Below are 21,131 nucleotides of genomic sequence, written 5' to 3'. Positions count from 1 at the left end.
GGGGCACCGGCGGCCACGGCAGTCCCGATGGCAGAACTCAGGCGGGGGGCGTGAGGGTGCCGGCGAGGATGTCCTCGGCGACGTTTCTCATCTGGCGGCGCGACTTCATGGCGGTGCGCTGGATGAACCCGAACGCGTCCTGCTCGTTGAGCCCGTTGACATCCATCAGCCGGCCCTTGGCGCGGTCGACGACCTTGCGCACCTCCAGGCGCTCCTCGGCGCTGGCGACCTGTTCGGACAGCAACTTCTCGGCTGCGAACCTGGCGAGACCCACCTCGATGGCGGGCACGAGGTCGTGGCGCTCGAACGGCTTCACCACATAGCCGTGCACACCGGCGTCGGTGGCCTCCTCGATCAGCTCCCGCTGGGAGAAGGCGGTAACCAGCACAACTGCGCAGAGCCGGTCGGCATTGACACGGCGGGCAACGGAGATGCCGTCCATGCCCGGCATCTTGATGTCGAGCAGGGCGACATCGGGATGCTCCTTTTGGATCATGGCGAGCGCCTCGTCGCCGCGGCCGGACTCGCCCACGACTTCGTAGCCCTCCTCCTGCAGGAGTTCCTGCAGGTCCATTCGGATGATGGTTTCGTCCTCAGCGACGACGACCCGGGTTGGCACCGTTGCCTTCCTGTTGTTCTGTCTCGTCCCGCCGTTGAACCGACCGGGAATCAGCTACGTGTGGTTGCTCGGCCCCGCCTGGTCGGCGACGGCGCACCCATCCTAGCGCCGGGCGCGACGGAGTCGGGCCTTGCGGAGCGGCCGGCGATCGGCGATGGGTGGCACCGATCACTCGGGTTCGGTGATGGACGGCGCCGTGCAGGGCGGGCGGGACCGGAGTGCGTCAGCCCTGTTGGTCCGACAGGCGGTCGAGCAGCTCGTCCTGTTCGGCCTCGAGCCGTTCGATCTCGGCTGACAGGTCGCCACGATGCCGCTGCATCGCGTTGGTGGTGCGCTCGGCGTCGCGGTGGTCCTGGTCAGCCAGCGGAGTCTCCGACACCAACGAGCGGATGCGGGTGTCGTCGGACACCTCGGCGAAGTGAGCCAGCTGCTCGTCGGCCACACGCAGCTCCTCGCGCAGCTTCTTCAGGCGGCGCCCGATGCTGCGGAGTCTGCGTTCTGTGCTCATGACCGTCTCTTGGTGGCACCTGCTCACACGGGGCGGTGCGATTGCGACCAACGTTGGCGTGGGTTGTTGTGGTCGGCCCATGCAGGCATGAGCCGTCTCATTCGTGCCCGGGGTGGGATTTGAACCCACACGCCCTTTCGGACAGCGGATTTTGAGTCCGCCGCGTCTGCCATTCCGCCACCCGGGCTGGTACGACGGGTCTCGAATCGTAGCCTAGGGTTCACCCGATGACAGAGGACGCAGCAGCAGACGAAGGCAGCAATCGACACCTCGCCCGGTGGTTCATCCTGATCGGCATGGCGATCATCGCCGCGGCGGTCGGCCGCCAGATCGCGATCGGCTCGGCCGACCGCGACTTCGAGGCCCGACTCGCCGAACTCGACGCCAACCGCGACTGAGACCGGCACCCGGCGCGATCGCCTGACCGCACAAGGCGGTGCTTCAGCCCTCCTCGAGGGCGGCCAACAGCTTCTTGGGGGTGTCCTTCGGGCTCACCTTGTACCAGGCGTGCTGGACCTTGCCCGTCTCGTCGATGAGAAAGGCGCTGCGCACGATGCCCATGTAGACCTTTCCGTACAGCTTCTTCTCGCCCCACACGCCGTACTTGTCGGCAACCGCATGGTCCGGGTCTGACAGCAGCGTGAAACCGAGCGAGTGCTTCTCGTCCCAGGCGAGCTGCTTGTCCGGCATGTCGGGGCTCATGCCGAGGATCACGGTGTCGCCGATCTCGTCGGCAACGTCGCGCAACCCACATGCCTGGTTGGTGCAGCCACCGGTGTTGGCCTTCGGATAGAAGAACAGCATCACCTTGTTGCCCTTGAATTCGGACAGTCGGTGCTTGTCGCCGTGCTGGTCGGCCAGGTGGAAGGCGGGCGCACGGTCTCCGGGGGTCAGCTTGTCGGCCATGGGCCGACTCTAGGACGCGGGTGGGGTGCCCTCGACCACCACCGCCGGGTTGCCCCGGGCGACACAGCCGGGTGGCACGTCCTTGGTCACCACCGCTCCGGCGCCCACGACAGCGCCGTCACCCACGGTGATCGGCCCGATGATGAGAACCGAGGCGCCGAGGTCGACGTTGTCGCCGATCACAGGGGCCATGTCGTGCTCGCCGGAAGGCCCGGGGAGCGCTCCGAGCGTGGTGTTCTGGCGCAGCGTGACGCCCGAACCGAGCTTCGAAGCCGGGTTGAGCACGATCCCGGACGTGTGGAAGATCGCCAGGCCGGGGCCGGCCTCGACGTGCGGCGGCAGCTCCAGGCCGAGAAGCGCCAGCCAGGCGAAGGCGTAGACCAGCTCCACGACCTTGGCGAGCGGCCGCGGCAGGGTGGATCGCGCGGCCTGCGCGAGCCGGTAGCCCGTGACCGCGAGCATTCCGCGGGGATTTGCGGAGTTGGCCGCGAGGTCTGCGCGCAGGGCTTCGAGTGGCGTGGTCACCATCTGAGTGTCGCACCGGACGCGAACGGCTCCCAACCTCCGCCACGTTGCGGATGGCCGGGAGCCGGACGAGTGCCTGCCCGGGTGCGATGCACCCGGATGTGCTCGGGGACTACTGACCCGACTTGGCGCGCTTCTTGAGGGTCGCACCTGCGGAGACCTTGGCGGCGTTGGCGGCCGGAACGTCGATCTCCTCGCCGGTCTGCGGGTTGCGGGCCTTGCGGGCCTTGCGGTGGGTCTGCTCGAACTTCAGAAAGCCCGGAATCGTGAGCGCGTCGCCCCCCTTGGCCACGACGTCGCCCGCGATGCTCTCGAACTCATCGAGCACGGACTGCACGTTGGCCTTGGAGAGGTCGGTTCGCTGGGCGATGGTCTCCACCAGTTCGGTCTTGTTCATTTGATCCTCCTGGCCGACCGGTTCGGACGGCAGTGACGGCTAGATGACAACCATGTGATTACCACGGAATCGCCGCTGCGCAAGGGATTTCAGCCTGAAATGTCAAGGCCAACCACTCTCCGCGCGATTGCCCAAGAGGCCCTCAGCCGGCGTCCAGCGCCGCGCGGAAGCCGCCAACGAGCTCCGCGACCGCTTCCGGGGAGCGCGTCTGAAGCGCTCGTCGGACGACCGCCGAGCCGATCACAACGCCATCGGCGACCTCGCACACTTCGACGGCCTGCGCGGGTGAGCCGATCCCCACACCGACAAGAACCGGCTTGTCGGTGACAGCCTTCAGCCGCGCGGCGATCACCTTGGCGCTCGACGCGAGTTCGTCGCGCTCGCCCGTTATGCCGAGCAGGCCCACCGCATACACGAACCCCGATGCGCGCTCCACGATGCGCTCCAGGCGCTCATCAGGAGCGGTCGGAGCGGCCAGCATCACCGTCTCCACGCCGGCAGCATCGGCGGCGTTGCACCAAGGGTCGGCCTCCTCGAGCGGTATGTCCGGAAGGATCGCCGCCCCCACGCCGCTGGCCGACATCGTCGACGCGAAGCGCTCCCATCCGAAGCGGTACACGAGATTGGCGTAGGTCATCACAGCCAATGGCACACCGGCGTCAACCCCGGTGAGCTCGTCGAGAATGCCCGCCGGATTCGCGCCCGCGGCCAGTGCCTCGTCGGAAGCCTGCTGGATGACGGGTCCGTCCATCACTGGGTCCGAGAACGGGATGCCCACCTCGATGGCATCGGCGCCTGCATCAGCAATGGCGCAGAGCGTCGTGGTCCAGTCCGCCGGATCGGCTTGGGGCAGTCCACCCGTGAGGTATGGCACGAGGCACCGGCCGCCCGAGGCGATCCGCGCACCCAGCGCCGGTTGGAGCAAGGCCGCGCCGGTGGTGCTCAAAGCCGGTCCGCCAGCACGTCCATCATCTGGGCGACGTCCTTGTCTCCCCTGCCGGACAGGTTCACAAGCACCGTCTTGCCCGCCAGCGCAGCTCGTTCGCGTGACACCCACGCGAGTGCATGCGCCGACTCCAGCGCCGGGATGATTCCCTCGGTGCGGCTGAGCAGCACGAACGCCTCCACCACCTCGTCGTCGGCAACCGCCTCATAGCGGGCACGACCCGAATCGGCCAGGTGACTGTGCTCCGGGCCCACGCCGGGATAGTCGAGACCGGCGGAGATCGACTCGGCCTCTTCCACCTGGCCGAACTCGTCCTGCATCAGGTAGCTCATCATCCCGTGCACGATTCCGGGTATCCCGTGGCCCACTGCCGCCCCACCCGCCGGCTCGACACCCACCAGGTCCACATCGCGTGACTCCGAGAATCCCGAGAAGATGCCCGCGGCATTCGAGCCACCACCGACACAGGCCACCACGACATCGGGTAGCGATCCGGTGGCATCCAGCATCTGGCGGCGCGCCTCGGTGCCGGTCACCCGGTGGAACTCGCGCACCATCCAGGGATACGGATGTGGCCCCATCACCGAACCCAGGCAGTAGTGGGACCGCTCCACGGTTGCCACCCAGTCGCGCATGGCGTCGTTGACGGCGTCCTTCAGGGTTCGGCTGCCACTGGTGGCCGGCACGACCTCGGCGCCGAGCAGGCGCATGCGGAACACGTTGAGCTCCTGGCGGGCCATGTCGACCTCACCCATGTACACGACGCACTCCTGGCCCAACAGCGCCGCCGCCGTGGCCGTGGCCACGCCGTGCTGGCCGGCTCCGGTCTCCGCCACGAGCCGGGCCTTGCCCATCCGCTTCGCCAGCAGGGCCTGGCCGAGCACGTTGTTGATCTTGTGCGAGCCGGTGTGGTTGAGGTCCTCGCGCTTGAGCAATACCCGGACGCCGAGTTCGGCGGACAGGCGATGGCACTCCGTGAGTGCGCTCGGCCGACCTGCGTAGTCGCACAGCAGCTTGTCGAGCTCACTGCGGAAGGGCCCGTCGGCCCAGGCATCACGAAACGCCTGTTCGAGTTCCATCAGCGCAGGCATGAGGGTCTCGGGGACGAACCGGCCACCGAACCGGCCAAACCGGCCGGTTGGGTCCGGCTCACCCATCACGGCCGGATCGTCGGAGTGCTCTGGCAGCGCCACGGCGCAACCGTAGCGCTGCGCAGGGGCGGCTCCGCAGCGGGTTTCGGTGGCTTCAGTCGCCCTGTTCGGCCCAGTCGAACGGCTGGCGGCCGTCGGGTCGGGCACTTTCGGTCTCTGCTTTCTGCAGCGCGGCCGACGGATCCGCCTCGCGAGCCGCCTTGATGAAGCCGTGCACCTTCACGGGGTCCTTCCGTGACGGGTCTCCGGTGACCTGCACACCGGTGGAAACGTCCACTCCCCAGGGGCGCACGGTCGCGATTCCGTCGGCGACATTGGACGGATCGAGGCCACCGGCGAGAATCACCCGACGCCCTATGGGAATCGACTCGGCGAGAGTCCAGTCGAACACGTGCCCGGCTCCGGGAACCTCCGCGTCCAGCAGCAGGGCATCGGCACCGAACTCGTCGAGGTGCTCCATGGCCGGGTCGCCTGCGGTGAGTGCCACGAAGAGCACCTTGCAGGCCGGGCGGACCTGCTGGGCGTCGGCCGGGGTCTCATGCCCGTGCAACTGGGCACCGGACAGGCCGGCCTCGAGCACCGTGCGAATGATCTCATCCGGGGCCTGGTCACGGAACACGCCGATGGTGAGTACGTCCGGCGGGAGGCGCTTGACGATGTCGCGCACCGCGGCCGGCGTGACCTGACGCTTGCTCGGCGCGAACACGAACCCGAGGGCGTCCGCGCCCAGGCCGACTGCCATCAGTGCGTCTTCCTCGTTGGTGATCCCGCAGATCTTGATGAACATCGCTGCTCCAGGACCCGTGTACGACCGAGGGGCAGGGCGGCCGGGTCCATCCACGAATCTACTGCCGCTGCACGGCCAACTCGGCGACCGCCGCGGCCGGCTCGGCCGCTGTGACCAGGTGCTCGCCCACGAGCACGGCGTCGTAGCCGGCGCCCGCCAGCTCCTCGGCGTCGCGACGGCCGCGCACGCCTGACTCCGCGACCTTCACGACCGTGTCGGGAATCCCGGCGGCGACCCGCACCGCGCGCCGGGTATCGACCTCGAAGGTGACCAGGTCACGCTGGTTGACCCCGACCATGTCGGTTCCGGCCAGCACCATGACCCGTTCGAGCTCGGCCTCATCGTGCACTTCGAACAGGGCGCCGAGACCGAGTTCGCGCGCCAGCACGGAGAAGTCGGCCAGCTCCGGGTCATCAAGCGCCGCCGCTATGAGCAGTACGGCGTCGGCGCCCATGAGTCGCGCGTCGACCACGTCGTTGGCACTGACCGTGAAGTCCTTGCGTATGACGGGCAGGCCCACGGCATGGCGGGCGGCGGCGAGGTCTTCGGGCGAACCGCCGAAATGCGGCCCATCCGTGAGCACCGACATGCACGCTGCGCCTGCGGACTCATAGGTGCGGGCCAGCTCAGCCGGGTCGAGGTCGGCGAACAGGTCGCCCTTGCTGGGCGAACGCCGCTTGACTTCCGCGATCACGGCGAGCCGGGTGCTGCCGGCCAGGGCCGCCCGGAACCCCCTCGGTGGGGCGAGTGACGAGCACCGCTGCACGAGGGCGTCGGTCGATCGGCTGTCGGCCGCGGCCCGCTCGCGGTGGTGTTCGAGGATGCGGTCCAGGTAGGTCGCCACACGTACAGGTTCCCAGACCACGCGACGCCGGCAAATCCGATTCCGCCTCGCCGTGACCGGCGGCGACGCACGCAGGTCAGCGCGGCGACACGTCGCTGCCGGCGCCGAGTCCCCATGCGCCCTGGCGAGCAGCGAACAGGTCAGCGGAAGCAGGGCGTGCGGGGTCGCCGGTCCCGGACTCCCCGACCGCCACCGCTGCCTGCAACGCAGCACCGGTCGCCACCGCCTCGTCGGCATCGGGAACGCGAACGGTACGCCCCGTCAGGTCGGCCAGACGCTGGCGGTATGCAGCCGAGTGCGCTCCCCCACCCACTAGGAACAGCCTGCCGGCCACATCGACACCCGCGGCGTGCAGCGCATCGAGCCCCGCCAGCAGGCCACCCAGTACGCCGTCGTGGGCGGCCAGGGCCAGGTCCTCGCGGGTGGTGTCGTTCCGCAGACCGGCCAACGTGCCGGTCGCGTCCGGGAGATCGGGCGTGCGCTCTCCGTCGAAGTAGGGCACGAGGGTCGGCCGGCCGGGCCCGTGGGGATCGGCTGACAGCGCGAGACGAGCCAACTCGTCGGGCGACAATCCCAGCCAGGAGGCCACGGTGTCGGTCACCTTCGTGGCGTTGAGCGTGCACACCAGTGGAAGGAACCTGCCGGTCGCATCGGCGAAGCCCGCTACCGCGCCGCTCGCGTCGCGGGTTGGGTGCGATGCCACCGAGTAGACCGTCCCGGAGGTGCCGAGTGACACCGCAACATCGCCGTCCGCCAGTCCGAGCCCCAGCGCCGCAGCCATGTTGTCACCGGTGCCCGGCCCGACGACGACGTCGCTTCCGAGGCCCAGAGCCGCGGCCGCCCCCTCGGTCAACATGCCGGCAGGCTCGGCGGGGCCCAGGACAGCGGGCATCAGCGGAGCCCAGTGCGCCGGGTCACCGAGCTCACCGGGCGCGGCTCTCACTGCCTCGGCCAGCAACTCGCGCCGCAGTGTCGGGCGGTCGCCCGCCAGGTCGAACCAGCCGGTCCCGGACGCGTCGCCCCGGTCCGTCACCAACCGCCCGCACAACCGCAACGTCAACCAGTCGTGTGGGAGGCACACCGCGCCCACCGCGCCCAGCAAACCGGGCTCGTGGTCCACCAGCCACGCGAGCTTCGTGACCGTGAATGCCGACACTGGAACGGACCCGCACAATTGCGCCCAACGCTCTGCGCCGAGTCTGGACACCATCGCCTCGGCCTCGGCGGCCGACTCCGTGTCGTTCCAGAGTTTGGCGGGCCGCAGTGGCGTGCCGTCGCCTGCGCACACGACGAGGCCGTGCTGCTGGCCACCGATGCTGATCGCCACCACGTCACCGCGGAGTTCGCCCAGCTGGCCGACCGCCTGCACCAGCGCGTCCCACCAGGCCTGCGGATCCTGCTCCGAGCGCGGAGGCGAGGTGGCCGGGTGCTCGCAGCGGCCGGTCCCGACACGCTCGCCGGACCCGAGCTCGCGCGCTTCGGCCTTCGTCGACTGCGTCGACGAGTCGACCCCGATGACCAGAGGCGGCCCCATCAGCTGTCAGCGGACCTGGTCGACGACACGTGCCACCAGGTTCTCCACCGCCTCCTGGCGACCCGAACGGCGCGTCGGCGCCGCCGTGCCCATAGCCCGTGAGTGCATGTCGGCCAGTGTCATGGCACCGCTGCGGATGGCCGTGCCGAGCTCACCGTCCCAATCGGAGTAGCGGCCGTCGCGGGCCTCGGCGAGCTCATCTGACTCGAGCAACGCGTGGGCGACCAGCAGCGCATGGGCCATCAGGTCCATCGCACCGATGTGGGCATGGAACAGGTCTGTCCGGTCGGTCGACTGACGGCGCAGCTTCGCGTCGAAGTTGAGTCCGCCACTGGTGAAACCCCCTGCACGCAACACCTCGAGCATCAGCAGCGACATCTGTTCCAGCGACACCGGGAACCGGTCGACGTCCCAGCCGAGCCGGTCGTCGCCCGAGTTGGCGTCGATCGAGCCAAATACACCGAGGGCGCTGGCAACAGCCACCTCGTGGGCCACGTCGAAACCCGCCAGGGTGGCGTGGTTGACCTCGATGTTGAGCTTCACATCGTCGGTGAGCCCGTGGCGATCGAGAAACCCGACCACCGCCGCCGCGTCATGGTCGTACTGGTGCTTCATCGGCTCGAACGGCTTCGGCTCGATCAGCAGCGGGCCGCTGAACCCGATTGCGTGCTTGTGTTCCACCGCCATGGACAGGAAGCGGGCGAGCTGGTCCAGCTCGCGGCCCATGTCGGTGTTGAGCAGCGTGTCGTAGCCCTCGCGCCCGCCCCACAGCACGTAGTTCCGTCCGCCCAGCGCCTTGGTGACATCCAGGCAGTGCGCCACCTGCGCCGCGGCGTGTGCGAACACCTCCGGATCGGGATTGGTCGCGGCGCCGGCCTGGTATCGGGGGTGTGAGAACAAGTTGGCTGTGCCCCACAGCACCTTCACGCCGGTGCGCTGCAGGTGATTGGCCATCTCGTCAGCCATCTCGTCGAGGCGGGCACACGATTCGGCGAACGTGGTTCCTTCCGGGGCGATGTCGCGGTCGTGAAAGCAGATGAAGGGTGCGCCCAGCTTCTCGACGAACTCGAACGCCGCGGCCATCTTGTCGCGTGCCGCTCCCATCGGGTCGACCTCGGAGTCCGCGAACCACGGCCGGTCCCAGGTGCCGCTGCCGAACATGTCGGCGCCGTCGGCCGCGAAGCTGTGCCAGTAGGCGACTGCGAACCGGAGCTGCTCCGCCATGGTGGCGCCACCCACCACCCGCTGCGCGTCGTACCACCGGAAGGCCAGCGGGTTGTCGGTGTCCGGTCCCTCGAAGCGGATCGGTCGGGTGACGTCGGCAAAGAACGGCTCCATCGCCGCCACGATACGATCCCCACCCGTGCCGGTGGTCGAAGCCGCCGGCAACACCACTGGCCCGGGGGGGCTATGACCAGCCCGAAACAGCCCGATCTGCGACTGCTGAAGCCGGCCGCGGCTTGCTCAGCTCGGGCGGACCTCGAGCCGGCTCTCAGACGCTCCCCGCTTCACGTAGCCGAGGGCGACCGTCGTGTCGGTGCGTGGGTCGCGCACCGCACTGGTGAGGGTGCCCACGGGCTCGCCGTCGCCACCGCCTGACTCCAGCACGGCGTCACCCGCGCGCGCTGGTTGCGCGACCTCGAATCGGCGCAGGTTGCGCGGCGTGTTTCCGCCCCGGCTGTCGATGCGAGCCGTGAGCTCCTGGCCTACGTAGCAACCCTTGGTGAAGCTCACTGCAGCCCCGATGAGCCAGGAACCGATCTCGGCGGGGATCACATCGTCGGTCACCTCCGCCGCGGCGGTTGGCCACCCGGAGCGGATACGCAGGGCCTCGAGCAGCCCCTCGGGCGCAGGCTCGGCAGACGCAGGCGGCGAGACCGATGGCCCGAGGAGGTCCAGTCCCTCGGTTCCGGGCCACACGCACGGGCCCACCAGCACCGCTGAGGTCTGGGAGACATCCACCGAGGCGCTGGATTCCCCGCGCACCGCCACGCACTGCCAGCCATGGGCGGTGATCTCGGCATCTGTGCGCAGCAGGAAGCGGCTCAGGCGGTCCTGCACCTGTGCGCCGGAGCCTGCGTCAGTGTCGATGAACACGATGCGTTCATCGGTGCGCCACAGACGCAGCACCGCCACCATCTTGCCGCCCGGATCAAGGAGCAGCGACAGGGTGGAACTACCGACCTCCAGCGCCTCCACGTCAGCCGACAGCTGGCCCTGCAGGAACGATATGGAGTCGGGCCCCGTGACGCTCAGCACGTCACGGTTCCACTCGGCGGCCACGACTGCACCGACCGCTGGTGCCGGACTGACTTCATTCGACATGGCTGTCCCCTTTGGGGTCCGCACCCGGTGCCGCGTCGCGGCGCTGGGCCGTCATGCGCTCAGCGGCCGGAACGGCGACCAGAAGCGCCCTGGCCTTGTTGCGGGTCTCCAGTTCCTCGTCGTCGGGATCGGAGTCGGCCACGACGCCAGCGCCGGCCTGCACCGACCCGCGACGGGTTCCGTCGGCACCCGGCGGGTCGATGACCATCGTGCGTATGGCGAGCGCAGTATCGATGTTCCCGGAGAAGTCGAGGTAGCCGACGACTCCCGCGTAGGGGCCGCGCTTGGTCGGCTCCAGGTCATCGATGATCTCCATGGCGCGCACCTTCGGTGCCCCCGACACCGTCCCGGCAGGCAGGGTTGCGCGCAGCACGTCTATCGCAGAGCGGTCGGCCCTCAGGCGGCCGGAAACCTGGGAGGTCATGTGCATCACATGGCTGTAACGCTCCAGCATCATCAGTTCATCCACCTCGCACGTGCCGAAGTCGACGACACGGCCCACGTCGTTGCGTGCAAGGTCCACGAGCATGATGTGCTCGGCGCGTTCCTTGGGATGCTCTGTGAGTTCGGCTGCGAGCCGACGGTCGTGCTCCTCGGTCTCCCCGCGGAACCTGGTGCCCGCGATCGGACGCGAGATCACCTTGTCACCCATCAGCTGCACCATCGGCTCCGGGGAGCAGCCGACAAGGGTCAGCTCGGGCTCGCGAACGAAGTACATGTACGGCGACGGATTGATCTGGCGCAGTACCCGGTAGACGTCGAACGGGTCGGCTGACAGGTCGAAGTCGAAGCGCTGCGCGAGCACACCCTGGAAGATGTCTCCGGCGAGGATGTGCTCGCGTGCCACCTCGACCGCCCGCTGGTAGGCGCCACCCGTCATCGACGAAGCCACCTCCGGCAGGTCGCTTCCCGTGGGTGGTTCGACCAACGGCTCCTCGATCGTGCTCGCGCCGTCGAGCGCCATCTGGTCGAGCCGCGCAACTGCATCGTGCCAGGCGGCATCCAGCTCATCGTCGCCGGCCCCCTCGTCGACGAAGGCGTTGGCCACGAGCGTGACCCGCTGGTTGTAGTGGTCATATGCAGCCACCTCACCGATGATGGAAAGGATGGCGTCCGGCCAGCCGCGGTCATCGGTCGGCACGTCGGGCAGCCGCTCGACCTCGCGCACCACGTCGTAGCCGAGGTAGCCGACAACCCCGCTGTGAAGCGGAGGCAGCTCGACGCCCTCGCCGAAGTCCTTCGCCTCCGGCGCCCGGTAGTGCTCGAGTAGCGCCTCGAGGGTTGCCAGCACCCCCGCGTCCACTGGCAGCCCATCGGGATGCTCGCCGCTCAACTCGACCACACCGTTGCGCGCCACGATCCGCGCACGCGGGTCGCGGCCGATGAATGACCAGCGACTCCAGCGTCCGCGGTGGTCAACCGATTCGAGCAGGAAGCCCGCCCTGGCGTCGTCGTCGGTGCCGCACAGACGCAGGAATGCCGCCACCGGACTCGTGAGGTCCGCGAGCAGCACCCGCATGACGGGCACCACGCGGTGTCCTCGCGCCAAGTGGGCAAAGGTCTCGCGGTCGGGGAACACCGCCCCGTGATCACTCACGTGCTCAGGTGGGTCCGGGCGATGACGTCGTCTCGTCGTCGGTGCCGAATGCCCGGTAGAAGCAGGTATAGGACCCGGTGTGACAAGCTCCCCTGCCTTCCTGCTCCACCAGGAACAGCAACGTGTCGCCGTCGCAGTCGTAGTGGGCCGAGCGGATGAACTGGCGGTCACCCGACGTGTCACCCTTGCGCCACAGCTCGTTGCGGCTGCGGGACCAGAACACGGTGCGGCCCTGCTCCAGGCTCATCTGCAGGCTCTCGGCATTCATCCAGGCCATCATCAGCACCGCGCGGGTGTCGACGTCCTGCACGATCGCAGCCACGAGTCCGTCGTCGTTGTACTTCACCTTCGCGAGGTCGTCCTCACGCAGGGGAATCGGCGTAGCTGTGGGGGCCATGGCCCCAATCGTAGGTGCGCCCACCCCTGCGGAGCCCACTCCGATACGCGCCAGCCTCGTGCGCGTGTCAGAGGTAGAGGCCGGTGTGCTGCTCGCCGAGGCGGTCGGAGGCCACCGCGTGGAGGTCGCGCTCGCGCAGGATGATGTAGGTGTCACCACGCACCTCGACCTCGTAGACCTCTTCGGGGTTGTACAGCACGTGGTCGCCATCCTCCACCGCACGCACGTTGGGCCCCACCGCTCGCACCTCGGCCCATGCCAGCCGCCTGGCCAGCTGCGCCGTTGCCGGGATCAGGATGCCGCTGTTGGTGCGTCGCTCACCCGACCCGCCCTCGGACTGCACGAGTATCCGGTCGCTCAGCATCCGCACCGGCACCTTGTCGGCCCGCCTGGTGCTGGTGGTCGAACCACCCGCGTCCGGTTGCGCTGCGGCCTCGCCGGTGCCGAGGTCCTCTTCGGTATCGTCCAGGTTGCCTGTGTCCGGCTCAGTCGTCATCAGGCATCGAGGGTACCGGCACCACGCGATCCGCAAGGAATGGGTACCGGGCGCGCACCTCGGCCACACGCGCCGTGTCAACGGTCGCGGTCAGCACTGCCTCGCCGAGCCCATGGCCGTCGGCCACCACCTCACCCAGCGGATCGACCACCAGCGAGTCGCCCTCGTAGTCGATGTTGCCGCCCGCGCCGACCCTGTTGGCGCCCAGGACCCATGCCTGGTTCTCAATCGCCCGGGCGACCAGCAGGGCCCGCCAGTGCGACGTGCGCGCCGCCGGCCAGTTGGCAACGACCACGTAGGCGTCGGTGGCTTCCGCCAGCTGCCAGAAGTCATCCGCGAACCGCAGGTCATAGCAGACGAACACCGACGTACGAACGCCATCGATGTCGACCGTGAGCGTCTGGAACCCCGGGCCGATGCGTTGGTCTTCACCTGCATAGGAGAACAGGTGGCGCTTCGGATAGCGGTGCACGGAACCATCGGGTCCGGCCAGCACGGCCACGTTGCGGGGCAGCTCCGCTTCGCCATCGGCGATGCACACCGAGCCGACCACCCAGACCCCGAGGCTCGCGGCGTGGTCCACCAGGAACGTCGTCGAAGGGCCCTCTGGACCTTCGACGATGGCGGCGGTGTCTGCGGAGAACCCGACCGAGAACATCTCGCTCAGCACGACCAGGCGCGCACCGTCGCGGGCGGCGCCCGCAACCACCGGCCCGAGGGCTGCAAGCGTCGCCGCACGGTTCTCCCATGCAATGTCGTGTTGCACGACCGCAACCGCCAGGCGTGCCATCAGGGCTCCATGAGGGATGCGAACTCCTCGAGGTGTTCGAGGTCCGACAGGTCCAGCACCTGCAGGTACAGCCGTTCGATCCCCAGGGACTCGAACTCGCCAACCCGCTCGCGTGCTTCCTCGAGCGACCCGGCCACCCCGTTGGCGCGCAGGTCATCATCGAGCCCCCGCCCTATCGCATCGGCACGCCTCTGGAGCACCGCCTTGTCATCGGACACACACACGACCTGGCAGGCGGAACGCAGCACATCGCCGGGTTCACGCCCGATCGCCTCACATGCGGCATCGACGTTGTGTCCGAGTTGGGCGGTGGTCGCCGCGTCGGCGAATGGCACGTTGTACTCATCGGCGAACTGCGCGGCCAGCGCTGGAGTGCGCTTCGGACCGAACCCGCCGATGATGATCGGCGGGCGCGGCTGCTGGACGGGCTTGGGGAGCGCAGGGCTGTCGGTGACGCGGTAGTGGCTGCCGTGGTAGCTGAACGTGGAGCCCACCGCTGCCTCCCAGAGCCCGGTGATGATCTCGAGCTGCTCGGTGAGGCGGTCGAAGCGCTCCCCCGTCGCCGGGAACGGAATGCCGTAGTTGTGGTGCTCGTCGTCGTACCAGCCGGCGCCGATGCCCAACTCGACGCGGCCGCCCGACATGTCGTCGACACCGGCCACCGATATCGCGAGCGGGCCCGGCAGGCGGAACGTCGCGGACGTGACCATGGTGCCGAGGCGGATGGTCTCGGTGTCACGCGCCAGGCCGCCGAGCGTGGTCCATGCGTCGCTCGGGCCCGGCAGGCCGCTGATGTCGCCCATCTTCAGGTAGTGGTCGGAGCGGAAGAACGCGCTGAACCCCAACCGCTCCGCGGTGGTGGCGACCCCCAGGAGGTCGGCGTAGGCGGCGCCCTGCTGGGGCTCGGTGAATACTCGCAGGTCCACGTTGTCCTCCACCTCGAAGCGCCGGTCGCCAAAGCGGCGGGGGCGCTGCTGCTCTGCCCTACCGTTGCCCCATGACCGTACTGGAGCTGAGAACGTCCGACGGGGTGGACCTTGCAGCGGAAACCGCCGACGCCCAGGGCGACCCTGATGCATCGGTCGTGCTGCTGCACCCGCATCCGCAGATGGGTGGCGACATGCACTCACCGGTGACCGCGCACCTCTTCTCCCACCTGCCGGACTCGGGTGTGTCAGTGCTGCGATTCGACTTCCGGGGCGCTGGGCGGTCGGGCGGCGCGTTCGGTGGCGGCAGCGATGAGACCAACGACGTGAGGGCGGCAATCGCCGAGCAGTGCGCTCGTACGGAGATGCCGGTCTGGCTCGTCGGTTGGTCCTTCGGCGCCGATGTGTCGCTTCTGGTCGATGACCCCAACGTGCTCGGCTGGGTCTGTGTGACTCCCCCGCTGTCACAGCCCGGCATCGCGGACGTCGCGGGACGCGATCCCCGCCCCAAGCACCTGCTCGTTGCCGAACACGACCAGTTCCGCGATCCCGAGTCCGCGGCAGTCGCGGTCGAAGGCTGGGTCAATACCGGCGTTGCGGTCATCAAGGGCGCCGATCACTTCCTGGCGGGCCGGTTGCACTCCCTCGCCGACTCCGTGGTCGACCTGGTGCGCCCGGCACCCGATGGCGACCGCGCTGCGGCTGACCACGACTGAGCGCCGCTCATGTGGACGCGGCATGCGTGTGCACGACGCGTCAGATGCGAACCCTGATGCCGGCGTCGGCCATCGCCCGCTTTGCCTCGCCTACCGTGTGCTCACCGAAGTGGAAGATCGAGGCTGCAAGCACGGCGTCGGCCGCTCCGTCGACAACCCCTTCCACCAGGTGCTGGAGGTTGCCCACGCCGCCGGAAGCGATGAGCGGCACCGGCGCTGCCGCGGACACCTCGGCGTTGAGTTCGTTGTCGAAGCCGATACGGGTGCCGTCGCGGTCCATCGAGGTGAGCAGGATCTCGCCGGCACCGAGGCCGGCCACGCGCTCGGCCCATTGCAGGGCATCGATGCCCGTCGGGTTGCGCCCGCCATGGGTGTACACCTCGAACGGAGGGCCGTCGTGGGCTTCGGGCCCCTCGGTTTGCCGCCGCCGGGCATCGATCGCGACAACGACGCACTGGGCACCGAACTCCGATGCGATCTCGCCGACCACCTCGGGCCGATTGACCGCCGCGGTGTTGACGCCCACCTTGTCCGCACCTGCGCGCAACATCCGCCGGGCGTCCTCGATGGTGCGAATTCCACCGCCGACGGTGAAGGGGATGAAGACCTCCTCGGCGGTGTGCCGCACCATCTCAAGGGTGGTGTCGCGGTCATCGGAGGACGCCGTGATGTCCAGGAACACCAGCTCGTCGGCCCCCTGTTCGTCGTAACGGGCCGCCAACTCCACGGGGTCACCTGCGTCGCGCAGGCCCACGAAGTTGACACCCTTGACCACCCGGCCTGCGTCGACGTCGAGGCAAGGGATGACGCGCGCCACGTTCACGACGCACTCCCTGCTGCGCATGCCGCCACGGCCTGTGCCACTCCGAACGATCCCTCGTAGAGAGCCCGCCCCACGATGGCACCTGCCAGCGTGCGCCCATCCGCGGACAACGCGCCGAGGGCTTCCAGGTCCTCGAGGCGCCCCACGCCACCGGACGCGATGACGGGGATCTCACTTGATGCCAGCACTTCGCCAAGGCCGTTGACGTCGGGGCCCTCGAGCGTCCCGTCGCGGCCGATCTCGGTCACCACGAGCGCGTCGACGCCCGCATCGGCGAACGAGGCCGCCACATCGAGCAGGTCGCGTCCCGACCCTCTCACCCAGCCGCGTACCGCCACATCACGGCCGCGTGCATCGAGGCCCACGGCGACGGACCGATGCGCTGCGAGGTCGGCCACGAACTGCGGATTCTCGAGTGCCGCGGTGCCCACGACCACCCGCGACACGCCCAGGTCGAACAGCGCCTCGGCAGCAGCACGGTCGCGCACACCTCCGCCCGTCTGCACCGGCACGTCGACCGCGGACGCGATCGCGCCGATCGCCTCCCGGTTGGTGGGCTCGCCACTGCGCGCGGCATCAAGATCGACGACGTGGATCCAGGGAGCGCCCTCGGCCTCGAAGGCGCGCGCCTGGGCCACAGGATCATCGCCGTAGGTGGTCGACCGGTCGTAGTCGCCCTGGTAGAGCCGGACGCAGCGGCCGCCAAGCAGGTCGATCGCGGGGTACAGGTCCATGGCTGTCAGGCCTCCGAGCCGGCCGCGAGCGAGACGAAGTTGGCGAGCAGCGCGAGTCCCGCGGCCGAGGACTTCTCGGGGTGGAACTGGGTGGCCATCACGTTGTGGCGCTGTGCCATCGCGGTGACCTCGCCCCCGTAGTCACATGTGGCGACCACGTCGACTGTGACCTCGGGGGCGAACGAGTGCACGAAGTACATCCACGGATCTGCTCCCAGGCCGCGCAGCAGCGCGGAATCGCTGCGGACCCGCAGCCGGTTCCATTGCATCTGGGGATGCTTCACCCCGTCTGGCAGCCGGATGACGGTGCCGGGCAGCACGCCGAGGCCGCGCGCGCCCGGCGCCTCTTCGGATCCGTCGTAGAGGAGCTGCATGCCGACACAGATGCCGAGGAACGGCCTGCCGGAGGCGACGGCATCGAGGGCGACCTTGTCGAGCCGGGTCTCGGCGAGGGCTTCGCGGCATCGTCCGAAGGCACCCACGCCGGGCAGCACTACTGCATCGGCCTGCGCCACGGCGTCGGGATCCGAGGTGAGGAATGCATCGGCGCCTGCATGCTGGAGCGCCTTCTCGGCGGAACGCAGGTTGCCGATCCCGTAGTCGAGTACCGCCAATGCGGGGCGCGGGGATCCCTGTGGCCCACCTGCAGGGTCACTCACAGCACGCCCTTGGTGGAGGGCACTGCTGCGCCCTCCACCCGCACCGCGTCGCGCAGTGCACGGGCAACGGCCTTGACCGATGCCTCGATGATGTGGTGCGTGTTCTGGCCCCGCACCAGTTCGATGTGCAGCGTGAGACCGGCCGAGCCGGCGAATGCCCGCCAGAACTCCTCCATCAGCTGCGGGTCGAAGGGAGGGTCACCAAGGATCTTCTGGCCGGGTGGCTCGACCTCGTAGTGCACGAAGGGACGACCCGAGAGATCGAGAACGGCCTCGACCACCGCCTCGTCGAGCGGCACCCGAATCGAGGCGAAGCGCCTCACTCCGCGCTTGTCGCCGAGCGCGTCGGCGAGGACGGTGCCGACCAGGATGCCGGAGTCCTCCACGGTGTGGTGCGCGTCGACCGCCAGGTCGCCGTCGGCGGCGACGGTCAGGTCCATGCCGCTGTGGCGCCCGAGCTGGTCGAGCATGTGGTCGAAGAACGGCAGGCCCGTGTTGCAGTCGGTGCGGCCCTCGCCGTCGACCGTCACCGATACCGATATGTCGGTCTCGGCCGTGCGGCGGTTGCCAGTGGCGCTTCGGGGGGTGTCACTCACCGCCCAAGCATCGCAGACCACACCGGGTGCGCGGCAAGGCGGTTCCCAGGGGCGCTGTTGGCTCAGCCCAGCGAGCTGCTCAGCGCTTCGAGGAACGCGTCGTTCTCGACAGGAGTGCCGATCGTCACCCGCAGGCAATCCGCCAGGCGCGGCCAGCTGGAGCAGTTCCGCACCAGCACCCCGCGGTCGACCAGGCGCTGCCAGACATCCTCGCCGGCTACCTCGTCGGGTCGGATGAGGATGTAGTTGGCCCCCGATGGCCATTGGGTGACCGCCATGGCGTCCAACGCTTCAGCCACGCGCCCGCGTTCCTCGACGAGGTGGGCGACGCGCGCTGCCATCTCGTCTCCGAACTGAAGGGCGAGGCGCCCGGCAACCTGCTTGGCTGCGTCGAGGTGGTAGGGCAGAACCACCTTCTCGAGTTCCTCGATGAGCCAGGTCGGCCCCACCAGGTAGCCGAGGCGCAGCGCGGCAGCGGACCAGGTCTTCGAGAACGTGCGGGTGACGGCGAGCGATCGCCCCTCGGCGACCATCGACAGGGCGCTGTGGGGTGCGAACTGGCCGTAGGCCTCGTCGACCACGAGCAGGCCGTCGACCGACTCCACCATCTCCAGCACCGCTGCGATCTCCTCGGGTGCGTCCACGCCGCCGGTGGGGTTGTTGGGCGAGCACAGAAAGGTGATCGAAGGCGACTCGGTGGTGACCACCCGCTCCACCTCGGCCATGTCGAGGGTGAAGTCGTTCGAGCGCTCGCCCGAGACCACATCGGTGCCGCACACACGGGCGATGTGGGAGTGAAGCGCATAGGTGGGCTCGAAGGTCACGGCGGTGCGCCCGGCGCCGCCATAGGCGAGGCAGATGCTCTGGAGTACCTCGTTGGAGCCATTGGCTGCGAACACCCTGGCCGCATCCAGGTTGCCGCCGGCCGCGGCGGACTCGAGGCGCGCGATGTCGGCGCGCAGATCGAGCGCGGCTCGGTCGGGGTAGCGATTCCAGTCGAGGTCACCCAGTGCTGTTGCCAGCTCTGCTGTGAATCCGGCCGGTGGAGCCTCGGGCGCCTCGTTGGTGTTGAGCCTCACCGCCACGTCGAGTTGCGGTGAGTGGTAGCCGGCCATCAGGGCGACGTCCTCACGTACCTGCGGGCGTGCCATCAGTGCTCCTCGCGCGGCTGGCTGTCGCCCAGGCGCATGCGCACCGAGTCGGCATGGGCGGCGAGTCCTTCGGCATCGGCCAATGTGGCCACGGCGGGGCCGACCTGCTTCAGGCCTTCCTCGGAGACGGTGACCAGGTGGTGGTGGCGCAGGAAGTCGTCGACCGTGAGCGCCGAAGCGAAGCGGGCACTGCCGTGCGTGGGCAGCACATGGCTGGGCCCGGCCAGGTAGTCCCCCACCGACGCCGGGGACCAAGGCCCCGCAAAGATTGCGCCGGCATTGTGCACTCGCCGCGCAAGCGAACCCGCGTCGCGGCACAGCAACTCGAGGTGTTCGGGTGCCACGATGTCGGACACCGCGATGGCGGCTTCGGGCGTGTCCACCAGGACGCAGTGGCCTGAGCGCTGCAGGGTCGCGGAGATCTCGTCGCGCCGGTCCGCCGCCGCTGCCAGCCGCTCGACCGACTCCGTAACGGCGTCGGCGACTGCTTCGTCCCAGGTGACAAGCCATGCGAGACCGTCGGGACCATGCTCTGCCTGCAACAGGATGTCGATCGCAGCGAGGTCGGCGTGCACGGAGTCATCGGCCACCACCACCACCTCGGACGGCCCTGCGAACGCCGCCGCCACACCCACGTCACCCGAGACCTGCTGCTTGGCGACGGCGACCCACAGGTTCCCGGGTCCACACACCACATGGACCGGCTCGATCGACTCGGTGCCGTACGCCAGTGCCGCGATCGCCTGGGCGCCACCGACGGCATACACCTCGTGCACGCCCGCGATGCCGGCAGCAGCGAGGGTCACCGGCGCCACGGAGCCGGTGTCGCCATCGGGCGGTACGCACACCACCACCCGGTCTACCCCTGCAACGAGTGCCGGCACCGCGGTCATCAACAGGGTCGAGGGGTAGGCGGCCCGGCCACCGGGCACATAGCACCCTGCCGATGCGACCGGGCTCTGCCAGGACTCGATGTCGATGCCGTCGCCGGAGTGGGCCACGGGGTCCTGAAGCTGCGCCTCGTGATGCGCAACCACACGCTCGCGGGCCAGCTCCAGTGCGGAACGCACGTCTTCGGGGGTCGACTCGAGCGCCGCCTGGATCTCCCCGTCGGGAATCCGCAGGGAGGCCGGCCTGACGCCGTCGAAGCGTTCCGTTAGTTCTGCCAGCGCCTGATCGCCTCCATCGCGCACGGCCTGGAGGATCGAGCGGACTGCATCGGTGGGCTTCTCGTCGTTCACCGACGGCCTCGGTAGCCCTGAGGCGAGGTCGTGCACTCCGCGCAGGTCTATGCGGTTGAGGGTTCCCCGTCTGGGGGAGTCGGCGGCCACGGTGCCAACGTACCGATTGTGTGGCGGCGACCGCGAACGCTTTGTGTGCACCCCGAGGCTCGTTCGAACGCGCCGCGGTGGTAGAACCGGCAGATGTCGCTGCAGGCCGACCTCACATCGCTGTCCTCAACCCTCGACCAGATGCTCGAGCGGGTCGAATCCGCGGCCGGCGAGATCCAGGGCACCGACCGCGACGACCTGCTGGGTGACCTCTACGAGATCGAGCGCCACCTGCGCTCCGCCAACCGGCGACTCATCCGTGCGCTCAACGGGTTGCCCGGCGGCAACTGAGCCGTCGCCACCGTCGTGGATGCCCGGACGCGAGACCGGCGCCCCGAAGGGCGCCGGTCGTGCGATTCGGGCGGCGGGAGCC

The 21,131-nt window shown here is 69.0% G+C and carries 26 protein-coding genes and 1 tRNA gene; 3 read left to right on the top strand and 24 right to left on the bottom strand.

Annotated elements, in window-relative coordinates; genetic code table 11:
- Window positions 1-37 precede the first annotated feature (37 nt).
- The 3 genes from GY812_15555 to GY812_15545 form a co-directional block, all read right to left on the bottom strand.
- Window positions 38-574 carry a response regulator gene (locus tag GY812_15555; GenBank protein MCP4436896.1) on the bottom strand — a complete coding sequence of 179 codons (537 nt, stop codon included), beginning with the start codon at window positions 572-574 and terminating at the stop codon, window positions 38-40.
- A 268-nt stretch (window positions 575-842) separates the two neighbouring features.
- Window positions 843-1,127, bottom strand: coding sequence for a hypothetical protein (locus tag GY812_15550; GenBank protein MCP4436895.1), 285 nt, complete (start codon window positions 1,125-1,127; stop codon window positions 843-845).
- A 104-nt stretch (window positions 1,128-1,231) separates the two neighbouring features.
- Window positions 1,232-1,314 (bottom strand) — tRNA-Leu (locus GY812_15545).
- 40 nt (window positions 1,315-1,354) lie between these two features.
- On the opposite strand from GY812_15545, the gene GY812_15540 reads away from it, so the two are divergent.
- Window positions 1,355-1,525 carry a hypothetical protein gene (locus tag GY812_15540; GenBank protein MCP4436894.1) on the top strand — a complete coding sequence of 57 codons (171 nt, stop codon included), beginning with the start codon at window positions 1,355-1,357 and terminating at the stop codon, window positions 1,523-1,525.
- A gap of 43 nt (window positions 1,526-1,568) precedes the next feature.
- On the opposite strand, the gene bcp is transcribed toward GY812_15540, so the two are convergent.
- From bcp to GY812_15465, 15 genes are all read right to left on the bottom strand, one after another.
- Window positions 1,569-2,033 carry a thioredoxin-dependent thiol peroxidase gene (bcp, locus tag GY812_15535; protein MCP4436893.1) on the bottom strand — a complete coding sequence of 155 codons (465 nt, stop codon included), beginning with the start codon at window positions 2,031-2,033 and terminating at the stop codon, window positions 1,569-1,571.
- A gap of 9 nt (window positions 2,034-2,042) precedes the next feature.
- Window positions 2,043-2,558 carry a serine acetyltransferase gene (locus GY812_15530; protein ID MCP4436892.1) on the bottom strand — a complete coding sequence of 172 codons (516 nt, stop codon included), beginning with the start codon at window positions 2,556-2,558 and terminating at the stop codon, window positions 2,043-2,045.
- Between the two features lie 112 nt (window positions 2,559-2,670).
- Window positions 2,671-2,955, bottom strand: a complete 285-nt coding sequence (locus GY812_15525; protein ID MCP4436891.1) for an integration host factor — start codon at window positions 2,953-2,955, stop codon at window positions 2,671-2,673.
- Window positions 2,956-3,097: 142 nt separating this feature from the next.
- On the bottom strand, window positions 3,098-3,880 hold the full coding sequence (gene trpA / locus GY812_15520; GenBank protein MCP4436890.1) for a tryptophan synthase subunit alpha: 783 nt from the start codon (window positions 3,878-3,880) through the stop codon (window positions 3,098-3,100).
- A gap of 17 nt (window positions 3,881-3,897) precedes the next feature.
- Window positions 3,898-5,058, bottom strand: a complete 1,161-nt coding sequence (gene trpB / locus GY812_15515) for a tryptophan synthase subunit beta (protein MCP4436889.1) — start codon at window positions 5,056-5,058, stop codon at window positions 3,898-3,900.
- Window positions 5,059-5,146: 88 nt separating this feature from the next.
- Entirely contained in the window at window positions 5,147-5,839 is a 693-nt protein-coding gene (locus GY812_15510) for a phosphoribosylanthranilate isomerase (GenBank protein MCP4436888.1), read from the bottom strand.
- A gap of 58 nt (window positions 5,840-5,897) precedes the next feature.
- Window positions 5,898-6,920, bottom strand: a complete 1,023-nt coding sequence (locus GY812_15505; protein MCP4436887.1) for an indole-3-glycerol-phosphate synthase — start codon at window positions 6,918-6,920, stop codon at window positions 5,898-5,900.
- Window positions 6,760-8,217, bottom strand: coding sequence for a xylulokinase (xylB, locus tag GY812_15500; GenBank protein ID MCP4436886.1), 1,458 nt, complete (start codon window positions 8,215-8,217; stop codon window positions 6,760-6,762). Before xylB ends, GY812_15505 begins: the two co-directional genes overlap by 161 nt.
- Before the next feature lie 6 nt (window positions 8,218-8,223).
- On the bottom strand, window positions 8,224-9,555 hold the full coding sequence (gene xylA, locus GY812_15495) for a xylose isomerase (GenBank protein ID MCP4436885.1): 1,332 nt from the start codon (window positions 9,553-9,555) through the stop codon (window positions 8,224-8,226).
- 126 nt (window positions 9,556-9,681) lie between these two features.
- Window positions 9,682-10,542 (bottom strand): folate-binding protein YgfZ, encoded by an 861-nt coding sequence (locus GY812_15490; protein ID MCP4436884.1) that lies wholly within the window; start codon window positions 10,540-10,542, stop codon window positions 9,682-9,684.
- Entirely contained in the window at window positions 10,532-12,061 is a 1,530-nt protein-coding gene (locus tag GY812_15485) for an anthranilate synthase component I (protein ID MCP4436883.1), read from the bottom strand. The genes GY812_15490 and GY812_15485 overlap by 11 nt, the downstream gene beginning before the upstream one ends.
- Window positions 12,062-12,143: 82 nt before the next feature.
- On the bottom strand, window positions 12,144-12,536 hold the full coding sequence (hisI, locus tag GY812_15480) for a phosphoribosyl-AMP cyclohydrolase (protein ID MCP4436882.1): 393 nt from the start codon (window positions 12,534-12,536) through the stop codon (window positions 12,144-12,146).
- A 67-nt stretch (window positions 12,537-12,603) separates the two neighbouring features.
- Complete coding sequence (locus tag GY812_15475) at window positions 12,604-13,032, bottom strand: co-chaperone GroES (protein ID MCP4436881.1); 429 nt, start codon at window positions 13,030-13,032, stop codon at window positions 12,604-12,606.
- Window positions 13,022-13,813, bottom strand: a complete 792-nt coding sequence (locus GY812_15470) for a carbon-nitrogen family hydrolase (GenBank protein MCP4436880.1) — start codon at window positions 13,811-13,813, stop codon at window positions 13,022-13,024. Before GY812_15470 ends, GY812_15475 begins: the two co-directional genes overlap by 11 nt.
- 8 nt (window positions 13,814-13,821) lie before the next feature.
- Complete coding sequence (locus GY812_15465; GenBank protein MCP4436879.1) at window positions 13,822-14,901, bottom strand: LLM class F420-dependent oxidoreductase; 1,080 nt, start codon at window positions 14,899-14,901, stop codon at window positions 13,822-13,824.
- Between GY812_15465 and GY812_15460 the strand changes: the two genes are divergently transcribed.
- Window positions 14,853-15,464, top strand: a complete 612-nt coding sequence (locus tag GY812_15460; GenBank protein ID MCP4436878.1) for a hypothetical protein — start codon at window positions 14,853-14,855, stop codon at window positions 15,462-15,464. The genes GY812_15465 and GY812_15460 overlap by 49 nt on opposite strands.
- A gap of 40 nt (window positions 15,465-15,504) precedes the next feature.
- On the opposite strand, the gene hisF is transcribed toward GY812_15460, so the two are convergent.
- The 6 genes from hisF to hisD all read right to left on the bottom strand — a co-directional run bounded on the left by hisF (window position 15,505) and on the right by hisD (window position 20,758).
- Window positions 15,505-16,287, bottom strand: a complete 783-nt coding sequence (gene hisF, locus GY812_15455; protein ID MCP4436877.1) for an imidazole glycerol phosphate synthase subunit HisF — start codon at window positions 16,285-16,287, stop codon at window positions 15,505-15,507.
- Entirely contained in the window at window positions 16,284-17,021 is a 738-nt protein-coding gene (hisA, locus tag GY812_15450) for a 1-(5-phosphoribosyl)-5-[(5-phosphoribosylamino)methylideneamino]imidazole-4-carboxamide isomerase (protein MCP4436876.1), read from the bottom strand. Before hisA ends, hisF begins: the two co-directional genes overlap by 4 nt.
- A gap of 5 nt (window positions 17,022-17,026) precedes the next feature.
- The gene (gene hisH / locus GY812_15445) at window positions 17,027-17,680 is read right to left on the bottom strand and encodes an imidazole glycerol phosphate synthase subunit HisH (GenBank protein MCP4436875.1); all 654 of its coding nucleotides are present in this window, start codon (window positions 17,678-17,680) and stop codon (window positions 17,027-17,029) included.
- Window positions 17,677-18,276, bottom strand: a complete 600-nt coding sequence (hisB, locus tag GY812_15440; GenBank protein MCP4436874.1) for an imidazoleglycerol-phosphate dehydratase HisB — start codon at window positions 18,274-18,276, stop codon at window positions 17,677-17,679. Before hisB ends, hisH begins: the two co-directional genes overlap by 4 nt.
- Window positions 18,277-18,338: 62 nt before the next feature.
- Window positions 18,339-19,427, bottom strand: coding sequence for a histidinol-phosphate transaminase (gene hisC, locus GY812_15435; GenBank protein ID MCP4436873.1), 1,089 nt, complete (start codon window positions 19,425-19,427; stop codon window positions 18,339-18,341).
- Entirely contained in the window at window positions 19,427-20,758 is a 1,332-nt protein-coding gene (gene hisD, locus GY812_15430) for a histidinol dehydrogenase (GenBank protein MCP4436872.1), read from the bottom strand. The genes hisC and hisD overlap by 1 nt, the downstream gene beginning before the upstream one ends.
- 93 nt (window positions 20,759-20,851) lie before the next feature.
- Between hisD and GY812_15425 the strand changes: the two genes are divergently transcribed.
- A complete protein-coding gene (locus GY812_15425; protein ID MCP4436871.1) occupies window positions 20,852-21,049 on the top strand; it encodes a hypothetical protein in 198 nt (65 codons plus the stop codon).
- The last annotated feature ends 82 nt before the right edge of the window (window positions 21,050-21,131 follow it).

It is taken from the genome of Actinomycetes bacterium (assembly GCA_024222295.1).
GTDB lineage: Bacteria > Actinomycetota > Acidimicrobiia > Acidimicrobiales > Microtrichaceae > JAAEPF01.
This window is presented reverse-complemented; position numbering and strand designations above follow the sequence as displayed.